This window comes from Arthrobacter sp. 05L417 (genome assembly GCF_056397865.1).
The window spans coordinates 96,699-117,762 of record NZ_JBFTOG010000012.1; the positions used below are offsets into that span (position 1 = coordinate 96,699).

At 61.5% G+C, this 21,064-nt stretch carries 14 protein-coding genes and 2 pseudogenes; 12 read left to right on the forward strand and 4 right to left on the reverse strand.

The genetic code is table 11. The features are described from left to right. The first annotated feature begins 508 nt into the window (after positions 1–508). Together iolG and AC1DJW_RS11595 are read left to right on the forward strand one after the other, a co-directional pair. Positions 509–1,534 carry an inositol 2-dehydrogenase gene (iolG, locus tag AC1DJW_RS11590; protein ID WP_441429390.1) on the forward strand — a complete coding sequence of 342 codons (1,026 nt, stop codon included), beginning with the start codon at positions 509–511 and terminating at the stop codon, positions 1,532–1,534. 383 nt (positions 1,535–1,917) lie between these two features. Then, a pseudogene (locus AC1DJW_RS11595) lies at positions 1,918–2,356 on the forward strand (PALP domain-containing protein); the annotation flags it as partial. 171 nt (positions 2,357–2,527) lie between these two features. Here AC1DJW_RS11595 and AC1DJW_RS11600 read toward each other — a convergent pair. After that, positions 2,528–3,769, reverse strand: a pseudogene (locus tag AC1DJW_RS11600) (IS701 family transposase). A 577-nt stretch (positions 3,770–4,346) separates the two neighbouring features. Here AC1DJW_RS11600 and AC1DJW_RS11605 point away from each other — a divergent pair. The 6 genes from AC1DJW_RS11605 (at position 4,347) to AC1DJW_RS11630 (ending at position 14,212) form a co-directional block, all read left to right on the forward strand. Then, positions 4,347–5,957, forward strand: coding sequence for an APC family permease (locus tag AC1DJW_RS11605; protein WP_441429389.1), 1,611 nt, complete (start codon positions 4,347–4,349; stop codon positions 5,955–5,957). Positions 5,958–6,368: 411 nt separating this feature from the next. Then, positions 6,369–7,253 (forward strand): ATP-binding cassette domain-containing protein, encoded by an 885-nt coding sequence (locus tag AC1DJW_RS11610; protein ID WP_441429388.1) that lies wholly within the window; start codon positions 6,369–6,371, stop codon positions 7,251–7,253. After that, positions 7,250–8,239 carry an ABC transporter permease gene (locus AC1DJW_RS11615; RefSeq protein ID WP_441429387.1) on the forward strand — a complete coding sequence of 330 codons (990 nt, stop codon included), beginning with the start codon at positions 7,250–7,252 and terminating at the stop codon, positions 8,237–8,239. The genes AC1DJW_RS11610 and AC1DJW_RS11615 overlap by 4 nt, the downstream gene beginning before the upstream one ends. An 83-nt stretch (positions 8,240–8,322) precedes the next feature. Next, positions 8,323–9,291, forward strand: a complete 969-nt coding sequence (locus AC1DJW_RS11620) for a sugar ABC transporter substrate-binding protein (RefSeq protein ID WP_441429386.1) — start codon at positions 8,323–8,325, stop codon at positions 9,289–9,291. Positions 9,292–10,334: 1,043 nt separating this feature from the next. Beyond that, positions 10,335–10,562 (forward strand): hypothetical protein, encoded by a 228-nt coding sequence (locus AC1DJW_RS11625; RefSeq protein ID WP_441429385.1) that lies wholly within the window; start codon positions 10,335–10,337, stop codon positions 10,560–10,562. Positions 10,563–12,064: 1,502 nt separating this feature from the next. Continuing rightward, positions 12,065–14,212: an amylo-alpha-1,6-glucosidase gene (locus tag AC1DJW_RS11630; protein ID WP_441429384.1), complete on the forward strand. Its 2,148-nt coding sequence runs from the start codon at positions 12,065–12,067 to the stop codon at positions 14,210–14,212. 252 nt (positions 14,213–14,464) lie between these two features. On the opposite strand, the gene AC1DJW_RS11635 is transcribed toward AC1DJW_RS11630, so the two are convergent. Then, complete coding sequence (locus tag AC1DJW_RS11635; RefSeq protein WP_441429383.1) at positions 14,465–15,118, reverse strand: transposase; 654 nt, start codon at positions 15,116–15,118, stop codon at positions 14,465–14,467. A gap of 525 nt (positions 15,119–15,643) precedes the next feature. Between AC1DJW_RS11635 and AC1DJW_RS11640 the strand changes: the two genes are divergently transcribed. Next, on the forward strand, positions 15,644–15,823 hold the full coding sequence (locus AC1DJW_RS11640) for a hypothetical protein (RefSeq protein WP_441429382.1): 180 nt from the start codon (positions 15,644–15,646) through the stop codon (positions 15,821–15,823). An 18-nt stretch (positions 15,824–15,841) separates the two neighbouring features. Next, positions 15,842–16,027: a hypothetical protein gene (locus AC1DJW_RS11645; RefSeq protein ID WP_441429381.1), complete on the forward strand. Its 186-nt coding sequence runs from the start codon at positions 15,842–15,844 to the stop codon at positions 16,025–16,027. A 628-nt stretch (positions 16,028–16,655) separates the two neighbouring features. Here AC1DJW_RS11645 and AC1DJW_RS11650 read toward each other — a convergent pair. Both AC1DJW_RS11650 and AC1DJW_RS11655 read right to left on the reverse strand, forming a co-directional pair. After that, complete coding sequence (locus tag AC1DJW_RS11650) at positions 16,656–17,555, reverse strand: diacylglycerol kinase catalytic domain-containing protein (protein WP_441429380.1); 900 nt, start codon at positions 17,553–17,555, stop codon at positions 16,656–16,658. Positions 17,556–17,564: 9 nt separating this feature from the next. Next, on the reverse strand, positions 17,565–18,635 hold the full coding sequence (locus AC1DJW_RS11655) for an SPFH domain-containing protein (protein ID WP_441429379.1): 1,071 nt from the start codon (positions 18,633–18,635) through the stop codon (positions 17,565–17,567). A 106-nt stretch (positions 18,636–18,741) separates the two neighbouring features. On the opposite strand from AC1DJW_RS11655, the gene AC1DJW_RS11660 reads away from it, so the two are divergent. Both AC1DJW_RS11660 and AC1DJW_RS11665 read left to right on the forward strand, forming a co-directional pair. Then, entirely contained in the window at positions 18,742–19,476 is a 735-nt protein-coding gene (locus AC1DJW_RS11660; RefSeq protein WP_441429378.1) for an NUDIX hydrolase, read from the forward strand. Between the two features lie 64 nt (positions 19,477–19,540). Next, complete coding sequence (locus AC1DJW_RS11665; protein WP_441429377.1) at positions 19,541–19,873, forward strand: hypothetical protein; 333 nt, start codon at positions 19,541–19,543, stop codon at positions 19,871–19,873. Positions 19,874–21,064: the final 1,191 nt, after the last annotated feature.

The window sequence follows — 21,064 nt, forward strand, 5'->3', positions numbered from 1 at the left end:
TGCTCGGGCACCTTGAGTGGTCCGCCTCCGGAGCCCGTGTGCCTCGGAGTCCTGCTACCCGAGAGAGGCGCGGGTGATGGTCGAACACCGAAGGCGCAGAACCTATGCCGGGCGCTGTGGTTCCTACTGAGGGTACCCGTATGAGGTTGCCATCGCGCCCGACGGGCATCACCAGTTGCACCTATCGCGGTCGCCGATGCAGCCATCGAGGCAACGCGCACCGGCAACCGGCATACGATCATGCTTGCGACGAAACCCGACTTCTACCAGAACTAGCAGCAAGGAGGCGCTCGCGATGGTGCCCGTCCTTCCCGGCTTTGAGTTTCGGGCACTTCCGCGACTGGCTCGCACCCGTATCAAACTGGGACACAAGGTCTCGGTGTTGGGCTGGCAGCCTGATCTCAGTGCGAATCGGTTCGTAATGCCGACGCACCTTTTCGTTTCCCACCAGCATTTCTAAACCCGTCCTGCGGAATTTTGATATTGCGATTCTCGAAGGGGACAATTCATGAGCCACAATCCCATACGCTTCGGACTCATAGGGACCGGCCGCATCGGCCAGGTCCATGCGGCAAACATCGCCGCCAATCCGGCGGCGGAACTGGTCGGGACAGCCGACCCGTTCATCGACGGAGCGAGGTCGGTGGCTTCGCGCTTCGGTGGCACCGCGACTGACTCGCCAGAACAACTTATCCACTCCGGGCAGTTGGACGCCGTGCTCGTCGCGTCCCCAACCCCAACCCACATCGAGCTGATCGAGGCCTGCATCGACGCAGGCCTTCCCGTCCTGTGCGAGAAACCGATCGATCTGGACATCGCCCGGGTAGACGCACTGCGTCCGAAGCTCGAAGCGAGCGGGATCCCCGTAGCGCTGGGCTTCAACCAGCGCTTCGACCCCAGCTTCGCGCGCGTGCACACGCGGGTGCTGGCCGGGGAGATTGGAAAGCTCGAACACCTCTCGATCGTCAGCCGGGATCCGGGCCCCCCGCCTGCGTCCTACATCGGAGTGTCGGGCGGGATCTTCCGCGACATGACCATCCATGACTTCGACATGGCGCGCTTCTTCGTCGGTGACATCATCGAAGTGAGCGCTACCGGGGCCCAGCTGTTCGACACGGGCGCCCGCGAGCACGGCGACTTCGACACGGCCGTGGTGACCTTGCGTGCCGCCTCCGGCGCGATCGTCACCATCACGAACTCGAGGCACAGCGCCATCGGCTACGACCAGCGCCTCGAGGCGTTCGGGGCGCTCGGCATGTTCCAAGTTGACAACGTCCAGTCCAGGCTCGTGAGCTATTCGTCAGCCTCATCCGTTGAAGCGAAGGAACCATACATCGAATCCTTCATCGAACGGTACGCGCAGGCATACGCACTCGAACTTGATGAATTCATCAAACTGGTGCGCGGTGAGCAGTCCAGCAGCCCAAGCTTCGAAGACGGACGCGCTGCCCTGATGATTGCCGATGCTGCACAGCGCTCGGCCGAGGAAGGGATCGCTGTGTCCATCGCAAGCGGGCTGCCCATAGCCAATTAGCGGAACGCCCCGGTTCCGGCGCGGCGTATTAGGCGACTGCAGGAGGGACCCCAGGACAAATTCCTCCAGGAGGCCCCCGGGAACGCCGGTTCATGACTTGTAAAAGCCGATGTCTGGCGTCAAGCGCTGCCGGCGCGCTATTCCGGGATCCCAGAATCTTGGCCGCATCCGTCTGAGCAAGCGCGCGGGCGGATGCGGCTTGGCCTCGACAAGGAACAGCGAGAGCAGCTGGAGGACACCTTCGAGAAGGCAAAGACCGACCCGGAATTTACAGCGCAGGTCGCGGACCTGAACAAGAACTGTTCCGCCCGCCACCAACGATTCGCGGAACCCGAAAGACCGATCACCGAAGCCTCAGGGATTAGGTCACCAATCCAAGGAGCACCTACTACGTTCTCGGCACAGCCGCAGGTGCCCATCCATTCCCGGCCATGGTCCGCTACTTCCATGAGGTGATCGGCGAGGAGGCACGGGCCCAGATCCTCAATCCGGCCGGGCGTATCCCGGATGGGGTCTCCGCCTGCATTAGCGGCGGGTCGAACGCGATCAGCATCTTCCACGGCTTCCTCGACGATCCCTCTGTCAGGCACTATGGCTTCGAATCCGGCTGCGAAGGCGTCGAAACCGGCCGCCATGCTGCCGCCATCACCCTCGGACGCCCGGACGCCCGGGAGCCCTGCACGGCGCCCGGCCCTACCTGATGCAAGACGAGGATGCCCAGACCATCGAGTCGCATTCCATTTCCGCGGGCCTGGACTACCCAAGCGTCGGGCCTGCGCACCCGACCTCGGACCCGCCAGCTACGAACCGATCACCGACAGCCTCGATCGACATCCCCATGGTGCGTCCTGGAGGAGACCAGGGAGTCGGTCCCATTGGCGTCCTCCCTCCTAGTAGTACTTTGTTAGGTTGGTGGGGCGTGTTGGCAGTAGGGGCAGCGGGCGAGTTGCCGGATGAGGATCCGTTGGAGTTCCTTGAGGATCCTGTACAGGCTCAGGCTGCCCCTGCTGCTTTTGGGGTGGCGAGGCGTTTCCTGGTGATGAACAGGTGCGCCGCCGAGACGAGGGTGGCGTGGTGGTGGAAGCCCGGGAAGGACCGTCCTTCAAAGTGGGCGAGGCCGAGCCCGGTTTTCAGTTCGCGGTAGTCGTGTTCGATGCGCCAGCGGATTTTTGCCAGTCTGACCAGGGTCCTGGCCGGTGTGTTGGCGGGCAGGTCTGAGAGCCAGTAGTCGGTGGGTTCCTTGGCGCCGGTGGGCCATTCGGCGATCAGCCAGGCCTCAGGTAGTGATCCGTCTTCGCCGGGAGCGATGTGCCGGCTGGCGGGCCTGACGCGGAGGGCGAGGAAGCGGGATTTCATGGCCGCGGTCTTGTTGGTGCCGGTATTTTTGGTGCCGTGCCGCCAGGTGACCTGATGTAGTTCTCTTCTCCCGGCGGCCACCGCCAGTTCGGCCAGGCTGGCCGGAGCCTGCCGGTAGCGCGGCACGCTGGGCCGGCCCTTCGGGCCGGAGCGTTCGGCAAGCTCGGGAACGGTATCGGCCGGGTAGGCGCTGGTGGAGGCCTTGACCGCCATCACCCACGGAATGGACCGCCGGGTCAGCTCGAGCCGGAACAACGCGTTGTCCCCGTACCCGGCGTCTGCGACCGCGACCGGGCACGTGCGCCCCCAGCGGGTGAGTTCATCGATCATCTCCAGCGCGAGCTCCCACTTGGGCCGGTTCCGCACGTAATCCGGGATCCTCGCCTTCGCCCGGCGGGCGGCGACCGCCTCGGCCTGCTCGCAGGTATCGTCCCAGGCCTCGGGAACGAACAGGCGCCAGTTCACCGGGGCCGAGGCCGCATCGGTGACCATGTGCACGGTGGTGGCAACCTGGCAGTTGCCGATCTTGCCCAGCGTGCCCGAATACTGACGCGCCACGCACGCCGAAGCGACCCCGTCCTTTTTGAAGCCGGTATCGTCGATCACCCACGCCTCCGGCGCGATGGCCTCCTCGGCCAGGGCGGCCACGCGGCGGCGGACCGGCTCTACCTTCCACGGCGAGGAGGTGACAAACTGCTGCAACTGCTAGTGGTCCACATCCAGGCGCCCGGCCATCGGCTGCATCGACTTGCGCCGCCCCTCCAACATCAGCCCCTGCAAATACAATCGGCCCTTCGCCCGCTGATCCTTCCGGCCCAACGACGCGAACACCTCCCCAACGTAGTCCTCCAGCTCGACGCGCAGTCTTGTCTCTTCCATGCCCACGCAACGAAATTAACAGTTCACACCGGCGATTAAAAGCCCCTGGCCGAAGAACCTAACAAAGTACTACTAGGCCTCGACGGACCGGCATTTGAACACCCTGGCACTCTGAGGCGGGGAGGTCGCACCCCGGATCTACTTCATGATGATCGAGGAGCCTTCGCCACCAAACAGCCGGACCATTGACACAGGCGCCTCGGCGGTCGAATTCTGAGGACGCCCTTAAACGCGTTGGTGTGCCTCTCGGAACTTAGATGAATTCCTCGCTATGCAGGGCCTGATGTGAGTGTGCGCGCGTTCTGGTTGGCTTGTTGATTGCTTGAGTGGTGGCATTTCTGGGTGGTGGTAGGACGTCATTGAGCCTGAAGCCGGGGCGTTCCATTCTGGCACATAGGGGTGCACGTGATGCGGGTCATAGTTGTTGTACGCGGGTGAATCCAGGCCTCCGGAGCGTCTTCCGGCACAACGACCGTATGGCGTCGTGTTGGATCCAACGAGGAAGTTTGCCGATTTTCGCCGGCAAGCGTGATTCATCCGTTCATTCATGGTCTATCTAGCGAGGACAAAGGATAAAATGACCAAAGCAGCATCAACAGAATCGCGGAACACCATGGATAGGAAATCCGCCACTAACTCTCCGACGCCCGCGGCGGCACAGTCCGCTGAAGACCAGCAGAACCGCCTTACGGGCAACCTGGGGACCGTCTCACTCGTGCTGAGCGTGCTCGCGTTTTCCGCGCCGATCGTCACGGTCGCCGGCTATTTGGCTTTCGCCATCGGCTTCGTCGGCGAAGCCGCGCCACTGGCGTGGATCATCGCGACGGTCGTTCTGATGGTATTTTCAATCGGCTACATGACAATGACTCGCCACATTCCCAGGGCCGGCGCGTTCTACGCGTATATCTCGCTCGGCCTCGGTCGAGTGACCGGCGTCGGCAGTGCCTACCTCGCCACGATCTCCTACCTCGTCAACTGCGCCGGAATCTACGGCTTCGCGGGTGTGACAATCGGATCCCTGGTGACGAGCTTCGGCGGCCCCGCCCTGCCATGGTGGGTATGCGGCGCCGCAGTGTGGATCATTGTCACCACCCTTGGACACTTCCACATCGACCTGTCGGCGAAGGTTCTGGGCACCGTCATGGTTCTTGAGGTAATCCTCGTCGGCATCTTCAACGTCGTCACCCTTGCGAAGGGCGGCTCGGACGGACTGTCGCTTGCACCGCTCAACCCGGCCCACTTCATCAACGGCGGCACCGGCATCGCGCTCCTATTCGCACTCGGCAACTTCTTCGGCTTTGAAGCGACCGCCCTCTACAGGGACGAAGTCCGCAAGCCGAACAGGACGATTCCCCGGGCTACGTACCTCGCGGTCGTCCTCATCGGACTGTTCTACGCGCTGTCCGCGTACACGCTGATCGTAGCGTTCGGATCGAAGGCGCAGGCTGCGGCCACCGATGGCGCCGGCACAATGTTCAATGATGCGCTCGCCCGGTTCGTCGGTCCAGGCGTCCTGCAGGTCACGATGGTCCTGGTTACGACGTCGGCAGTCGCTTCGGTGCTGTCCGTTCACAACGTCGCAGCGCGCTACTTGTTCAACCTCAGCGCAGACCACGCTCTCCCGAAGTACCTCTCGGTCGTGCACCCGCGGCACAAGTCCCCGTACCGTGCGTCCTTGACTGCTGCGATCGCGGTTGCGGTCATGCTGGCGCCGTTCGCTATTGCCTCGGTCGATCCGGCCTTCGTGATGGGTGCGGGCAGCGGAATCGGAACTGCGGGCGTGCTTATCCTCATGGTCCTCGTTAGCCTCGCCGTTTTCACGTGGTTCAAGCGGACGGGTGTTCCCGCCGGAGAATCTCCATGGAAAGTGTTCGTTGCGCCGATCGTCTCTCTGGTGATCCTTGGTGCGGTGGTGGTCTTCGCGATCGCGCGCTTCGACCTGCTCGTCGGCGGTGAACCAGGCCAGAACCTCTGGATGCTCCTCGTGCTTGTCGCGTTCGTCATCGCCGGTTCCTCGGTTGCGCTCTACTTCAAGCGATTCCGTCCCGCTTGGTATGCCCGTCTTGGCCGGGCCACAGACGCCGAGGTGGAAGCCGCTGCTTCGAGCGCGTCACCGCATGATGCAAGCCTCGCTATCGCTTCTGTCGCGGAGACCGAGAGCGAGATCGAGAACGTACTCGAAGCTTAAGGCGTACGGGGTTCTTCGGCGGAATTGTTTGCGCATTCTTCCTCCGCTCCAAGCGACCCGATGTGTATGCCCGCCTTGGTCGTCAGAAGATCTGAGCGAGGAGCACACTTTTTGGACTGCTCCCCGGAGCTGGACTGAAAAATCAGTTCGGGCTTCCGGGGAGCAGTTTTGTGTTTAAGCGTTCGTTGCCTGAGGCGCATTCGCCATCGGGGCGAGATGTTCCAAACTGGCACACGCGAGTATGACTGCCGTCACTCATAGTTTCTTACATGAAGCGGTGAGACTCCGGAGTGCTGGAGCAGACGCTAGGGCGTCGTGCCGTATCTGCACATGCTGAATCGGCTAACCGCTGGCGAATCTGCTTCACCAGTTCAAATTCATGGCCATAGATCTATCAATCACGAGGATGAGATGACCGAAGCACCACCTGTGACCGCTCCTTTGGTCGCACTCAAAGACATACAGAAGACATTCGGCGCAGTGTCTGCATTGCGTGGAGTGAGTATCGACGTTCAGCCAGGCGAGACATTTGCACTGCTGGGCGACAACGCGGCAGGCAAGTCAACGCTCATGAAGGTACTCACCGGCGTGTATCAGCCGGATAAGGGCACCATCGAGATGGATGGCAAACCCACCGAGTTCCACACTCCGTCGGCCTCCCGAGACCAAGGGATCGAGATGGTGTACCAGGACTTCGCCCTCGCGGACAACCTTGATGTTCGGACGAACATCTTCCTTGGACGCGAGCCGCAGAAGAATATTCTGGGTCCGCTGCTCCGCATCATCGACAGGAAGAAGATGGAGGCTGAGACCAATCGCGTGCTCGCGCGACTGGACATACCGATCAATCCCCGTCTCAAGGTGAAGCGACTCTCGGGTGGGCAACGCCAAGCCGTCGCGATCGGACGCGCCCTCGCCTTCGACGCTCGCCTGATCATCATGGATGAACCCACCGCGAACCTCTCGGTCGCCAAGGTGGACAAGCTCATCGAGGTCACCCAGAAGCTCAAGGACCTGGGCATCGCGGTCATCATCATCACTCACCGGCTCGACGAGGCGTTCGCAGTGGCCGACCGGTTTGCGGTCATGCGGCAGGGCCAGATCGTTGGCAGGTTCCGCACCGGAGAGATCTCGGAGACGCAAGTTGCGCATCTGATCTCACATGGCACACTCGACGGCTACACCGACGTGGAAGTCCCCGTGGAGCGCCGCAAGATCGGGAGCACTTCGCTCGCCGCGGTCAGCGAGCCACCGGCCGATGAGTTCGACTACTCAACGAACAGGAGCGACTCGTGACAAACACGATTGCAGTCATGCTGGGCAAGCCGAAACTGGAGGAAGGCTCACGATCAACCAAGATCAAGCGCTTCATCGGTGACTATGGAATCCTGGTATTTTTCGCCCTCATTCTGGTTTTCCTCGCCATGGCGGCCCCCAACTTCCTGACGCTTAACAACCTGGTCAACGTCGTTCGGCAGTCCTCGATTATCGGACTCATCGCCCTCGGCATGACATTCATCATGATCACTTCAGGCATCGACCTTTCCGTCGGATCGGTCGTCGGCCTGGCCGGAATGGTGTTCGCACTCTTCGCTCCATCAACCGGCGAAGCATTCTGGTGGCCACTGATCGCGGGACTGGGGGTGGGCGTCCTCGTCGGTTTCCTGAGTGCAGCACTAGTCGTTTGGGGAAAGATCCTTCCTTTCCTCGCGACACTTGCAACAATGGCGATTGCTCGCACCGCGGCCCTCGTCATCACGGGCGGCCAGGTCGTCTCCGGGCTGAGCGGTCCGGCGGAATGGATCGGATCGGGTTTCATCGGCCCTATTCCGGTCCCCGTGGTCATTTTTGTACTTGCCGCCGTCGTGTGCGAGTTCGTGCTGGGCCGGACGAAATTCGGCTCGCACGTTTACGCGGTCGGCGGTAACGAAGAGTCCGCGAAGAAGGTCGGGATCTCGACGAATCGGGTGCTCTTCACGGTGTACGTCATCGGTGGAGTTACTGCCGCCCTCGGCGGCTTGGTGCTCACTGCACGTCTCAACGGTGCGGCGCCGGTCGCCGGAACGGGGTACGAGCTTCAGGTGATTGCCGCCGTCGTGATTGGCGGAACCAGTCTGTTCGGCGGCGTCGGTACGATCCGCGGAACTGTAGTCGGCGTGCTCCTGTTGGGCGTTGTGATGAACGGCATGAACTTGCTCGGCGTCTCCTCGTACTACCAACAGGGCATGCAGGGCATCATCTTGGTGCTTGCGGTGCTTCTCAACCGTTGGAAGTCAGATTGATCGACCAATTAACACACACTTGCTACTTCCCGGATACCAACAACTGAATCCCTTCACCACACAAAACAACGAAAGGTAAACCTATGAGAATGCAACCACGCTTCTCTGCTATGGCCGCAATGTTGGCGGCAGGTGCCCTCACCCTGAGCGCCTGTGCTGGCGGCGCTACCGCAGGTAGCAACAATTCGAGCGGCAAGACGTTCAACATCGGGGTAGTAGTCCTCGACCTGCAAGACCCGGACTTGGCGCAGATGACGAAGGCCATGCAGCAAACTGCCAAGGATGAAGGCGTCACGCTGCACATTACCGACGCCAAGAAGGACGTCGGAACTGAGCTCAACCAAGTTGAGGACTTGCTCACCCAGCAGGTCGATGCGGTGATCCTGCAGCCCCTCGATGGCGAGGCAAGCCAGACCGCGGCCAAGAGGGTCACGGACGCTAAAATCCCGCTGTTCATCCTCTCGACTGAATTCGCGGACGGGGCAAACATCAACTACAAGAGCTACATCGGCGTCGACGACACACTCGCCGGTGAAATGCAGGCCGAGTACATCAACAAAATGTTCCCGAATGGTGCCAACATCGTATTTGCCGCAGGCACCTACGGCGCCTCATGGACTGACCGTCGGAAGTCTGGCTATACAAGCAAGATCGACGCCAACATCAAGACCGTCGCCGAATTCCAGGCCCAAGGAAGCCGAGACGTCGCGAAGCGAAACATGGAGGATACGCTGTCGCGATTCGGTCCCGGCAAGATCGACGCCGTGGTCGCAAACAATGACGAAATGGCCCTCGGCGCAGCCTCAGCTATTTCAGACGCGCACCGTACCTCGGAAATCAAGGCTGTGCTCGGCGTCGATGGTACCGAGCCGGCTTTCGAAGCCATCAAAGCCGGAACCATGACCGCTACCGTTCGCCAGGATTCAGCCGGGCAGGGTGTCAAGGCCGTGCAGGTTGTCACGGATTTCCTCAAGGGCGGGAAGATCGAGAACCGTTACACCCTCCCGTTCACGCTGATCACGAAAGACAATTTGGCTGATTTCATGAAATAGCGTCGGCGGCCCGGATTCGTGCGGGAGTTCTGCTCTGGCAATCGGACCCACACGAATCCGGGACCAACCTCGGGCACAGCGATATTTAGGTCGCTGTGCCCGAGTCGTTTGGGACAGATCAACGGCGACGGCACCCGCCTAAAATTCCCAATAATGAAATGAATGAGAACGGAACATGTCGAGTGCCGAAGTCGGAGCCGCCGAAATTGCTCGGCTACTTCGGGAGATCCGGGAACGGGGTATCGAGATTGACGACTCGGCCCGTCGACGCTCGGAGTACCCCCGCGACGCATCAAACTATCGGGTACGACCAAAGGGCAGTCGCATTCCCCAAGACCGTTGGCGACGCCGAGTCCCGAACGGTCTGGGTCGCCGCCGGCGTCGTACTCGGCGAACTGCGCTTCGATGTTGAGGCGGCGACTTCGGGAGAGCTTACCTTTGCTCCGGATCCTTCATCGCTGACGCGAGCCACGATCGGCGTGTCCCTCACGAACGATGCCTGCGGAAACCCCTCCGTTGGCCTACGGGCGGAGGACCCACCATGTGCAGGAGGTCGAACTCGTCACTTCCGACGGCGCCTACTTTCGTGCTGGTCGCGACGGCATTTGCGCTTCTCGGTTGCGGTAAGCGTGGCGCTCGGACGGGGGGTGGGTTCCAAAAACCGATGCCCCCGGAAACAGCCGCATTGCAAATACACTGCCACGAGCGAGCACGCGGTCTTTGGCTCGGGTTCGCAAATGCAGGTACTTCAGGCCTGGGAGTGGCAACCATTGTCGAGTCATCGTCGTGCTGCGGTGTCGCTGGGAATTCGGCTCCGAGGCGGATCATTTCGATATGTCGATGACGGTCGCAGGGCGCTCGATTGCTCTCGCGCTGGATAGAGGCGCCGAAGTGAGCCTCGTGCTGACCGATGGCTTCAGTTGTGCGATGCAGGGTTCTCAGATCGCTCCGGACCGTGCGAGCACGCATTTGGCAATCGTACTGGGTCCCGATGCCGCAAGGGACGGCGAAGCGGATCAGTGACGTAAAGACGGTTGCTTGTTATGTTCAATGCAGAGGGTGATCAGATGGTCTATTTCGGTATTTTCCTGGTTCTCATAGCCGCTGGACTGTGGTGGGCAAGCATCCGCTTCGACTCTTTGCGGTCCGCTGCGTCACAGACGGAACCCGGGTCCACACGCTTCATTCCCGTCATTTCCGCGAGTGTGGCTGCGGTCATGGTGGCGGTGGTTGGTATTTTCCTTATCGCTACGAATCTGACTGGCATGTGATGAGAAATTTGTTTCGGCTGGTCTAACGGCGAACAGTCTACTGTTGCGCATCCTTGCCGCAGTCTTCAGCCAAGGGTCCGCGCTTTCTCGTTGGCGGGTTCCCTTCAAGATTTGTTGGCGGGTTTTCTGCGAGGCACTCGTAGATGATTCCGACGGGTATCTCGTCGCTTAGTTCGATGCTGTAGGAAGCTGCGTTATGCCATGTGACTTTGACCCCACGTGATCCGCCGCGTGATGCTTCTGCCTGGACGTGCCACATGGCTTCCGTGGTGACCGACCTTCCCTTGTTTTCGTACACCGGCGATTGAACCGGGATCCGAGTTACGGCCTGTATTGGCAGAGTGGACTGCAGCTTAGAAACCATGAGAAATGGCCTCCCTCTTGCATCTGGTCAGGACGTCGAACCTGGAGCCTTCAAAGAGCTGCTGCTGCAAGGCTCGATAGTTCTGCAGCCAGAGCACAGGGTCCTCCCCGGTGACGGCCTGTAAATGGTCGTGACGCGCCGGTCTCCACCGCGTCATGTCTCGATATCGAGGCCTACGTGCGACCCCCCATTCGTGGTGGACTTCCATCCCTAGGTTTCCTTCAAGGTAATTGCGCGGGTTTGGGGTTCAATGGTGGAGGCGAGCATCAGCGCCTCCGAACAGAGACACCGTCCGACTTGAGGAATGTCTGTGTTTCGGATTCTTCATTTCCGATCCACAAGACGCCGCCGCTCCCGGATACTTCCTCAACGCGACCGTGAGCGATCACTTTTGCGTTCCTCACAATGTTGACGAACTCACCGCTTTGGAGCTCACGCCAATCGGATAGTGCAGCGTGCATTCTGCGTTCCTTGACTGCTTCTCGAGCCTTCATTTCCCTTACCTTGCTCTTGCTTTAGGCGACTGCCGCCGCGATGTCCGGCCAGATGCCAGCAACGTTTAGATCTGCAACGGGAGACTTCGAATCGGGCAAACTGCGCAACGGTGGGCTGAAACGCGCGCTCGACTCTGAGCTTGCTTTGTCCTGCACCGAGTCGCAATTTGACCGCTCCCCCGGAACTGTTCGTCCGCAATCGGTGATCGCCCGCACCCACTCATCGTGCCGACCGTGCGCGAGCTTCCGGTTCATCATTGCAATCAACTCACTAAACTGATTGGCCTATTCGATCCCTTCCAGAATCGGCCTTAGGCAACGGGACAAAGCGTGTCAGTTTGATACATAGTTGCGAACTGCGTCGCCGTGGATGAATGGACTGCCAACGATCGGCCGTCACCTTCTCAGCCGCCGGTAGCTCCCGGCCGGACAAGGAATCCTGATCCGATAGTTGTCCTCTGGGGCCCGGGCGGAACTCGCGACCCCTGGTTGGAATTGCCCGGGCACAGGAAGTTTCGGTGAGTAGTCACGGGGTCTGGAGCCAGCACGCCGAGAAGCGTAGAGTCGGTTGATCCAATGAAGGGGCCCCGTATCGGGGCTTGAATCGTCAGAAGTGACGGTGTAACTCCGCGAAGGAGCCTGGTATGGCTGGATGGAACGCAGACACGGCGGCCGCGCCTTTGAGTGCAGCGGTGACGCTGGTGGAAGGTTCAAATTTCTGTATCTCCTCGGCTAACGGGGACATCATCCCGGAATACCCTCACGGCGTCTTTTTCGAGGACACACGGATCCTGTCCCGGTGGATCCTGACCGTAAACGGTCAACTGGTTGAACCGCTGGCTACCGAGATCAAAGAGCCCTACCGTGCGCTTTTCGCCGGTCGGGTGCCGCGATCCGAAGGCCTTACGGAGAGCCCCCTGATCGTTGAGAGACTGCGGGAGGTCGGTGCGGGCATCCAGGAGCGGATTACGGTTCGCAACTATTCGGGGCAACCGGTCGAATGCCTTGTCGGCATGACCGTGGAAACAGATTTCGCCGACCTTTTCGAGGTCAAGGAAGCTCGTATCCAGCGGCGCTGGAACGAAACCCGGGAGTTGGACAGGGATTCACTGGTCATCCGGGGCACGTGGCGGGACGTCAGCAAAGGCGTGGTAATCACGGCTGGCCGCGACGCCGTCGTCACTGAAGCGTTAACCTACAGAACGACAATCGAGCCGCGCGGACATTGGAGCGCGCTGCTCAGCGTGGCGCCTCTCGTGAATGGCGCTGTCGCTCTGGCGCCTCATGCCCGTCCGGAGACCGACGCGCTAACACCGCGTGACCGTCGTCGACGGGAGTGGGTGGCCAAGATCCCAGTCCTGCAAATGGGCAACCGCTCGATCGAGCGGACCCTGCGACGTAGCTACGACGATTTGGGCTCATTGCGGATTGAGGATCCCGGACACCCGAACCGGGTAGTGGTGGCGGCCGGGGCGCCATGGTTCATGACTCTGTTTGGACGGGATTCGCTGTGGGCTTCGGCGATGGCGCTCCCCGTGGACCCCTCCCTGGCCCTCGGCACGCTGCAGACACTTGGCGACCGTCAAGGAAGAGTAGTGGATCCGATGAGCGAGGAAGAGCCCGGCAAGATTTTGCACGAGGTCAGGCTAGACGTTTCAAGCGCACTGGCTCTCGGTGGTAAATCCACCTACTACGGCAGCATTGACGCCACTCCGTTGTTTCTTATGGTGCTCGGGGAGGTGAGCCGTTGGGGCTTTGCCAAGGAAACCATTGCCGCATTGCAGCCTAACGCGGACCGCGCGTTGGGCTGGATTGTGGACTACGGGGACAAGGACGGGGACGGTTTCGTCGAGTATGAGCGACTTAACGATCGGGGATTGATAAACCAAGGCTGGAAAGACTCCTGGGACGGAATCAATTTCGCTGACGGAACCTTGGCTGAGCCTCCAATCGCTCTTTGCGAGGTGCAGGGGTACGTCTATGGTGCCTTCCTGGCATCTGCCTGGATGGCGTACGAAACCGGTGACTTGGCCAAGGCGTCCGAGCTGCGGGATCGTGCCGCGCGCCTCAAACGACAGTTCAACGAACAGTTTTGGCTGCCGGACAAGGGCTACTACGCAGTCGCGCTGGACAAGGATAAGCGACCGGTCGATGCATGCGCCTCTAACATGGGCCACTGCTTGACAACGGGCATCGTTGATAAGGACAAGGCGCCGTCAGTGGTCGAGCGACTAATGTCCCCGGAGATGTTCAGCGGTTGGGGAGTACGCACACTTGCTACCGATATGGGGGCCTACCATCCGGCCAGCTACCACAACGGCTCGGTCTGGCCGCATGACAACGCGATCATCCAAGTCGGACTCATGCGCTATGGTTTCGTGGCGGAGGCCCAGCGGATCTCCACGGCGTTGCTTGAAGCTGCGGAATTCTCGGACGGGCGACTTCCCGAATTGTTCTGCGGATTCAGTCGGGAGGACTTCACCGAGCCCGTAGCGTATCCTACGGCGTGCTCACCGCAGGCCTGGGCAGCGACCGCACCGATCATGCTTGTAACAACGTTGATGCGATACGACCCGGACGTATCCCTGCGCGGAATATGGATGGATCCGGTACTCCCGGAGTCCTATGGAGATCTGCACATCACCAACGCACCCGTGGGCGATGCTCGGATCACCATCGACATTTCCGGGTCCGGATTTTCTGTCAAGGGATTGCCCGACGGAATGACAGCCCGCCGAGGTTACCTGCCATGGGTGGGAGATCTTATGGAACAGGGGCGGTCCCAGCAGTAAATTGTCTAGCTTTGCTGCGAAGGCCTCGACTCTTCGATCGTGGACATCATGCGCCACCGTAGAGGACTCGCAAGCGTTGACTCCCTGCCTCAGGGGAATGCCATCTTATGGTCGAGTTCTCGGCCGACACCCTCGAACGGGTGCGTACCGACTGCGATCGGCTGCTTCAAGCACTGCACACCCAAGGTCGGTCACTTGACCACTCCATCGTCACTGATCCGGTGGAGGCGAAAATTGTCAAGCTGTGTGGAGTCACTGGGCTAGTTTTTGGGATGTTTTGGTCTCGGGCAGGTTGATCCCGACGTATGTGGCGGGGGCCGGTGTGGTGGGTCGTTGGCGGAATCTTTCCGGGTGTCGTTCGTAGTAGTCCTGGTGGACTTTGTCTCGCTTGTTCCAGAGTTCTTTCCACGATCCGTCGTGGACTTGTGATGGTGAGAACAGTGCGATGCCGGAGTGTTTGTGATCGGTGCTGTACCAGTGCACATAACCGGTGAGGTACTCCCTCGCGGCCACGAGATCGTCAAAGATCCGGGGGTAGCCGGGCCGGTATTTCATCGTGCGAAACCCCGACTCCGAGAAGGGATTGTCGTTGGATACGTACGGGCGGTTATGGGACAGTTCCACGCCGTGGGCGGTGAGGGTGTCACGGAGCAGGTTTGATCTCATGGCCGGGCCTGAATCGGCATGCACGATGAGCGGGGCGCCGTACCGGGCGATGGCTGTCTCGAACATCTCCGCGGCGAGGTGGTCGGACTCACGTTCCTCGACCCGCCAGCCGACGATCTGCCGGGAGAAGATATCCATGATGGAGTACACCTTGAAAACCTTCCCCTGCCACTTGGAATAGACGTCGGAGATGTCCCACGACCAGACCTGGCAAGGTCCGGTCGCCTTGAGCACCGGCATCTCAGGTAGACAAGAAACTGCTCCGTGAACGGGTCAGTGCCTAGTACTACCATCGCGTTTATGGGGCGTGTCGGCGCGCCCTTGTAGTGCCTGTATCGGGCGCGGTGTTGGTGTTTCCATCGCCAGGTTGAGAGTGTTCCAGGAGTCTGTCGGCCGGCACCTCGGCTTCCTTACTGGGGTTTGCCCGGTGTGCGGTATCGACGACAGCGTCTTCCATGGCCACTAGCCTAGACCCTGATCGCTGCTTAACGGGCTGCTGCTGGCGTCCCACGATCCGGCTTTGTCCCACCGAACGCCCTCGCAACTGATAGGTCAATTGTGCAAAGGCGCTTTGCACAATTGACGACCGCTGTCGGTGTTCTCAGCGATGATATTGGTGTGTCGAGTTTTCCAATCATCGAAGCCGCCCCTGCGGACGCCGTCCCGCCGGGGTGGATTGGCTAAGACATTTCCGCCGACCAACTGCTTCTCCACACCATTCAGAGCGAGGAAGCTTTCGCTGCGCTCTGTTCGGCAGGACTGCTCGTGTCGGATCCTTCCCGTATCGATCCTTATCTTGTCGACGCCTACGTCTGGCTTTACCAGCAGATGGCAGCACAGCTCACCTCCGCCGGCCATGGGGCCATCTGGTCTTGGGCACGGATCACGCGCCCGGATCTGGCGGACAGCTGCAAGGTCTCCATCGGTCAGGTTCTGCTGACCTGAAAGGTACCGCGGGAACGGGTGCTGCTCTCGCACTACGGCGACTGGCATTCGGTCCTGAACAAGTTCCCGCATACACCCGGTCGCCCCGGCGAAGGCGATGAAGGCTACACCGCCCGCATGAACCGCCTGGTCGACGAATTGTGGGCCAGACTCAGGGCTGCAGGAGCCCGGGGTGCAGGAATCGCGGACTGCCAGCGGATTTGAGGGCAGACGTCGAGCAGGGATGGGACGGCATTTTTGAGCCGGGGAATCACGGTCGTTTCGAGTCCTGGCAGGCCACCATGCATCCACTGCGCGTGGAAGATGTCGTGGAAGCTGTCAGAATCGGACGCTGAACCCGCCCGGCCTGTGAGTCCAGTTAGACGGCGCCGGTGTGGGTGGGCCCCGCGTACGCCTGACGGCAGGGCCGACGGCCTTGGACTGCCCGCCCGTCACGACTTTGAAGCTACCGAGATTCTCGATCATTGCAGCATCTCGAGTTCTTCAAGGGGATCGCTGCCGGGCCCGGCCTGGATGTCCACACCTTAACGGGCGCTTAGGCCGACGACGTCAATGTGGCAGGTGGCCTCGTCGAGCAGCCCATCCGGGCCTAGAGCGAACGGTTCGTTGCCCGCATCCCGGTGCGGCAACGTCAGCTGTCGCCGGCCCGCCTTTATGGGCCATCCACCCGTGTCCCTGTTGGACCTTTTATACGTCTTTATACTTTTTGTACCTTTACACTTCCCGGCCCCTGTCCGACGAGCGAAAGCTTCCCTCAGGGCCGGTTTTCCGGGCGGGGGCGATCCCGGCTGGTCAACAAGTGCACCGTTTTGCTTCCCCCGGTAGCGCTACTTTACGCCGCGAGCCGGAGTGGTCGTTCGCCCAGGTGGACGGTGATTTCCTGGCCCCAGGAGGCGGTGAGGCGGTCCTCTTCCATGCCGTCCCCGAACACCACGAGTTGATCGGAGCCCACGGTGATCCTGAGTGTCTCGCCCGCCTCCAAGGTACCTTCGGTCAGGGAGGCTCCGGTGATCGGGGAGGGCCAGGCTTCCCGGACGAACCACGCGAGCCGGGGATCCGTCGGGGCGGGCAGCGTGCGTCCTCCGCGTTCGAGGGCGATGGATGCGCACCAGCCGGTGGCGCCGGTGCCGGTGGAGACGATGAGACCCGAGGAGGACTGCCGTTCTGTCTGCCCGTCCGCGGCCGTGAGCCGGTACCGGGCCGATTGGTGCGAGGCGTGCCCGATGAAGATCTCGTTGAGTCCTGAGAGTTCCTGACCGTCGTCGAGCCGTGCCGTCACGGTGGACAGTTCATGGCAGGGCAACTGCTCCGTGGGCCCGGCCAGAGCAGAATCCTGTAGCAGTTTGGCGGCCGCGGCGGGGTTGTGCCGGACGAGGACACCTGGATTGATGCCCGGCTCGGGATTGATCCCGAGCACGGGCTGTCCGTTGAGGTATTTGGCCGTGTTGGCCACGAGTCCGTCCTGGCCGACGACGGCGATGACGTCCTCTGCGGTGAACAGGAAGCGGCTGAGGTCCGCCCGTTCGACGTCGGCGTGACGCCACTCGGCCGGGACCGCGGCGCGGATTATTGCCAGGGCCTCGCTGGTCCGGTCGTGGTGGTATTGGACGTCCTGGATGGTGCGGCCTCTGGTGCGGAGGAAGAATTCGGCTTGGCCGCGGGTGGCGTGCCGGTCCAGGAGTTCGTGCAGTTCGGTGCGCCGGTGGACGATGACGAGGCGGGGGGTGGCCATGGCGGGAGCCTACTTCCCGGGCCGGCCGGTGGTGCCGGCCACCGTCCCGGCCGCGGCGGGGTCAGCTTTGCCGGCCGGGTTCTGGAATAGTCCGGCGAGGGCTCCGCTGAGCAGGTCGGGCGTGATGGTGAGGTTGCCGATGCTGGGGAGGGACCCGGCTGCCTCGCGTAGGGCCAGTGCGATCAGTGTGGTGTGTTCCATGCCCCGGTATACCTCCATGGTGGCGGCCTCTCGTGCCGCGGCCGCCTCGCCGACGAGCCGGATCTGGTTGGCTTCGGCGGTGGCGTTGATGCCTTGGCGTTCGGCGGAGGCCTGGGCTTGGATGAGGCCTGCGGCGGCTTTCTCTTCGGCTTCGCGCCGTGCGTTGGTGCCTTCCTGGGCGACGAGGTGTTCGCGGCGGGTGGCGAGTTCGATCTGGCTGGCCATTTCATTTTCGGAGATGGTCCGTTCGCGCTCGACGGCGACGGCCCGGCGTTCGTACACGGCCCGGTCTGCTTCGGCCTGGAGCTGTTCCCGGACGGGCGTCTGCAGTGCCCGTTCGACGTCGGACTCCGGCCGGACGGCCAGGACCTGCACGCCGAGGATTTCGATGCCGGTGGACGCCAGCCGGGCGTCGGCACGGAGTGCGTCGGCGAGGACGCTGCGGAGCTGGCTGACGCCGCGCTCCAGGGCCTGGGCGAGGGTCGTGGTGGCGATCTGGTCGATGGCGTGGCTCTGGCACAGCTGGCCGATGATCGTGGCGACCTGCTCCTTCCCAGTCGCCTGCACCGTGCCTGCCCCGGAGCCGGCGGGTTGGAGGGCGAAGTCGAGCCGGGCGGACACGGCCACGGGGTCGATGAAGCGGTAGGTCACGTTGGCCTGCACACTTACGTCCTGGTGGTCCCGGGTGATGGCGTGGAAGAGCGTGGGCAGTTCCTGGTCGTCCACGGGGACCTCGCTGAGCACGGAGTTCACCGGCCGGTACCAGAACGCCTGGCCCACGCCCTGGTGCCGGACCGAGCCTTTCTGCAGGTGGACGACGTAGCCGGTGGGGCTGCCCAGGAAGTGGCTGATCCACGGGTAGCGCTTGATGCTGGCCATGGGATTCCCCTAACCGTTCACTGTTGTCGTCAATCTGACGATAATCAAACGATAGGCTTGCCGCCGATTTATTGTCAAGGTGACGATAACTATCTAGGATGGGTCCATGCCCAAGTCCTACCCGGCGCCCGCGCGCTTCCCGGTGACCGTCGACGTCGTCGCCCTCACCGTCTCTGAGGACGTTCTGAACGTCCTGCTGATCACCCGCCTTATCGAGCCCTTCGGCGGCGAACTCGCCCTGCCGGGCGGGTTCGTGCTGGCCGGTGAAGACCTGGTGACTGCTGCGGGACGGGAACTGGCGGAGGAAACCGGCGTCGAGCGGATCCCTGGGCATTTGGAGCAACTGGGGAGTTATGGTCCTCAGGGGCGGGACCCGCGCGGGGACGTGCTCACCGTCGCCCATCTGCTGCTCGCGCCCAACTTCCCCGTCCTCTCCGCCGGGAGCGACGCCGAGCACGCCGCCTGGTACCCGGTCAACCAGATTCTCGAGGGGGAATTGACACTCGCCTTCGACCACGAGCGGATCCTCGCCGACGCTCTGGAGCGCGCGAAATCAAAGCTGGAGTACTCGCCCCTCGCGGCCGCGTTCTGCGGGGAGGAGTTCACCATCGCCCAGCTCCGCGCCGTGTACGAGGCCGTATGGGGCACCCGTCTGGATCCCCGGAATTTCCACCGCAAAGCCACCGGAACGCCCGGTTTCCTGGAAGAAACCGGACGGATGACTACCGGTGATGCGGGCCGCCCGGCCTCGCTCTTCCGCCTCGCCCAGACAGCCCGTGCTTCTGTGGCTCAACCGACGCAGGTTGTGCTTAACCCGCCGCTCATGCGACCGCGCGGATGACCTCTCGTCAGATCTTGCTTGATCGCTGCCTGGCATTGTCGGGGGCGAGTCCTAGCATGGCCGCATGATGGAGATCCATGAACTCACGAACGACGATTCGGGCGCTTACGCGTTTCGGACGTCCACCGGGTCGATTTACCGAATCAACCTTGATGCGCCGCGGTCACTCCTTCGCCTCGCTTCGAACCAGACTCCTGTTCCCGCCTACGAGGGCCTCGAAGCATCGAGACTTCGCAACGACGGCAGAGAAATCCCGTTGCTTGGCATCGTCAGACTTAGGTTGGGGGAGCGCGGCGCGCTTTGGCTCGACATCGTCCGAGACGGGCACACGGCGACCCTGCGTGATACCAGTGAGGTCCTCACCATCACTCGTTTGCAAGGCCAGCAAGGTAGATGAGACCACCGGCGGTGGCCTCGAGAGGCACGCCCGAGCATGACACATCGATGCGCCGTGTTCCCGGACAGGGCAGGGCGCGCTTCGTCGCGGTCCCTAGAAGTTGAGGGGGAGGGACCTCGGATTCAGGACTGATGCACTCTCGTCTAACCGTTCAGGGATGTTTCAGTACGCGCGAATTTTGTATCGAACCGGGTCAGGTGCGGTTTGGGGACGCGCGGACTCACAGATAGGCGGCAGGTTCAGTCGGAGTCTTCGGTTTCGACCGTTGCGGCGTTCCGAAGGTCACGGGTTGTCATGTCAGGTTACCGGCCGTGACTGACGCTGACCGTCGGCTGACACGCCAGGAAGAGAACTCCTTGGGGCCAACTACCTGGGCGAGCATTTTCGATGCAGTTCCTTGGCGTCGTGCGGCGTCGGCTTCTCCCTAGAGGTTTGCGGGATCCCGAGTCGCTTGCGGCCCAATGAGAGCGGAAGAGGGCAAGGGGCAATCCGCTTCGGTCACAGGGAACCCAGTGACCGAAGCACTCGGCCCGATTGGGTTCTCAGGCTGTCAGCTGGCGTCGCACTGTTCGGTTTTGTCCCACCGGACGCCATCGATGCCCGGCGTAGATGTCCACACCGTACCGGGTGCTGACGCCGACAACGTCGATGAGGCAACTACACCATTGACTTAAACTGTCAAGTGTGTAGTGTTATGTGTCACGAGAGAGAAAATTTTTGTCAAAAAGTGCTTGTTGCCGGGATAGAAGCGGCGGATGATGGAACTTGAAGCTGACCGTGAGTGTGAACCGGTTCCAAACTGACCAGTGGTGACGTCTGTCGCGGCAGATCTCTGCTAGGCCCGAGAGAGTCTTTGTATCGTCAATCCTGGATCGTACATAGTGGGTCGGATCGGGTGGCTTCCTCCCAGGTCGTTGTGATCGCGGAGAAACTGCTTTTGAAGACTGGTCGCGCTGATGGCGAGCAAGCGGGAAAGAGCCGGAACTGAGTCCGGCAATCATGTACAAAATGGCCGAGTCGGCACATGGGGTCCCCGGGACCGGGTTGCGTCCCGTGGGGTGGTGTAGTTCTGCCGCGGTAGCGCGTTGCCCGGCAACGCAGTGAGCCATCGTGCGATGGTCAGTGAGTACCGATCAAAGAACTCACGGAAAGACACAAACACACGATGGCTCTAGACCAGTCTGCCCTGCT

Bases quoted from the DNA above. Each gene is read 5' to 3' on its own strand.
- AC1DJW_RS11620 (WP_441429386.1), top strand. From the start codon at position 8,323: ATGAGAATGCAACCACGCTTCTCTGCTATGGCCGCAATGTTGGCGGCA.
- AC1DJW_RS11625 (WP_441429385.1), top strand. From the start codon at position 10,335: ATGTTCAATGCAGAGGGTGATCAGATGGTCTATTTCGGTATTTTCCTG.
- iolG (WP_441429390.1), top strand. From the start codon at position 509: ATGAGCCACAATCCCATACGCTTCGGACTCATAGGGACCGGCCGCATC.
- AC1DJW_RS11630 (WP_441429384.1), top strand. From the start codon at position 12,065: ATGGCTGGATGGAACGCAGACACGGCGGCCGCGCCTTTGAGTGCAGCG.
- AC1DJW_RS11655 (WP_441429379.1), bottom strand. From the start codon at position 18,635: ATGGCCAGCATCAAGCGCTACCCGTGGATCAGCCACTTCCTGGGCAGC.
- AC1DJW_RS11660 (WP_441429378.1), top strand. From the start codon at position 18,742: ATGCCCAAGTCCTACCCGGCGCCCGCGCGCTTCCCGGTGACCGTCGAC.
- AC1DJW_RS11635 (WP_441429383.1), bottom strand. From the start codon at position 15,118: ATGCCGGTGCTCAAGGCGACCGGACCTTGCCAGGTCTGGTCGTGGGAC.
- AC1DJW_RS11650 (WP_441429380.1), bottom strand. From the start codon at position 17,555: ATGGCCACCCCCCGCCTCGTCATCGTCCACCGGCGCACCGAACTGCAC.
- AC1DJW_RS11665 (WP_441429377.1), top strand. From the start codon at position 19,541: ATGATGGAGATCCATGAACTCACGAACGACGATTCGGGCGCTTACGCG.
- AC1DJW_RS11605 (WP_441429389.1), top strand. From the start codon at position 4,347: ATGACCAAAGCAGCATCAACAGAATCGCGGAACACCATGGATAGGAAA.
- AC1DJW_RS11610 (WP_441429388.1), top strand. From the start codon at position 6,369: ATGACCGAAGCACCACCTGTGACCGCTCCTTTGGTCGCACTCAAAGAC.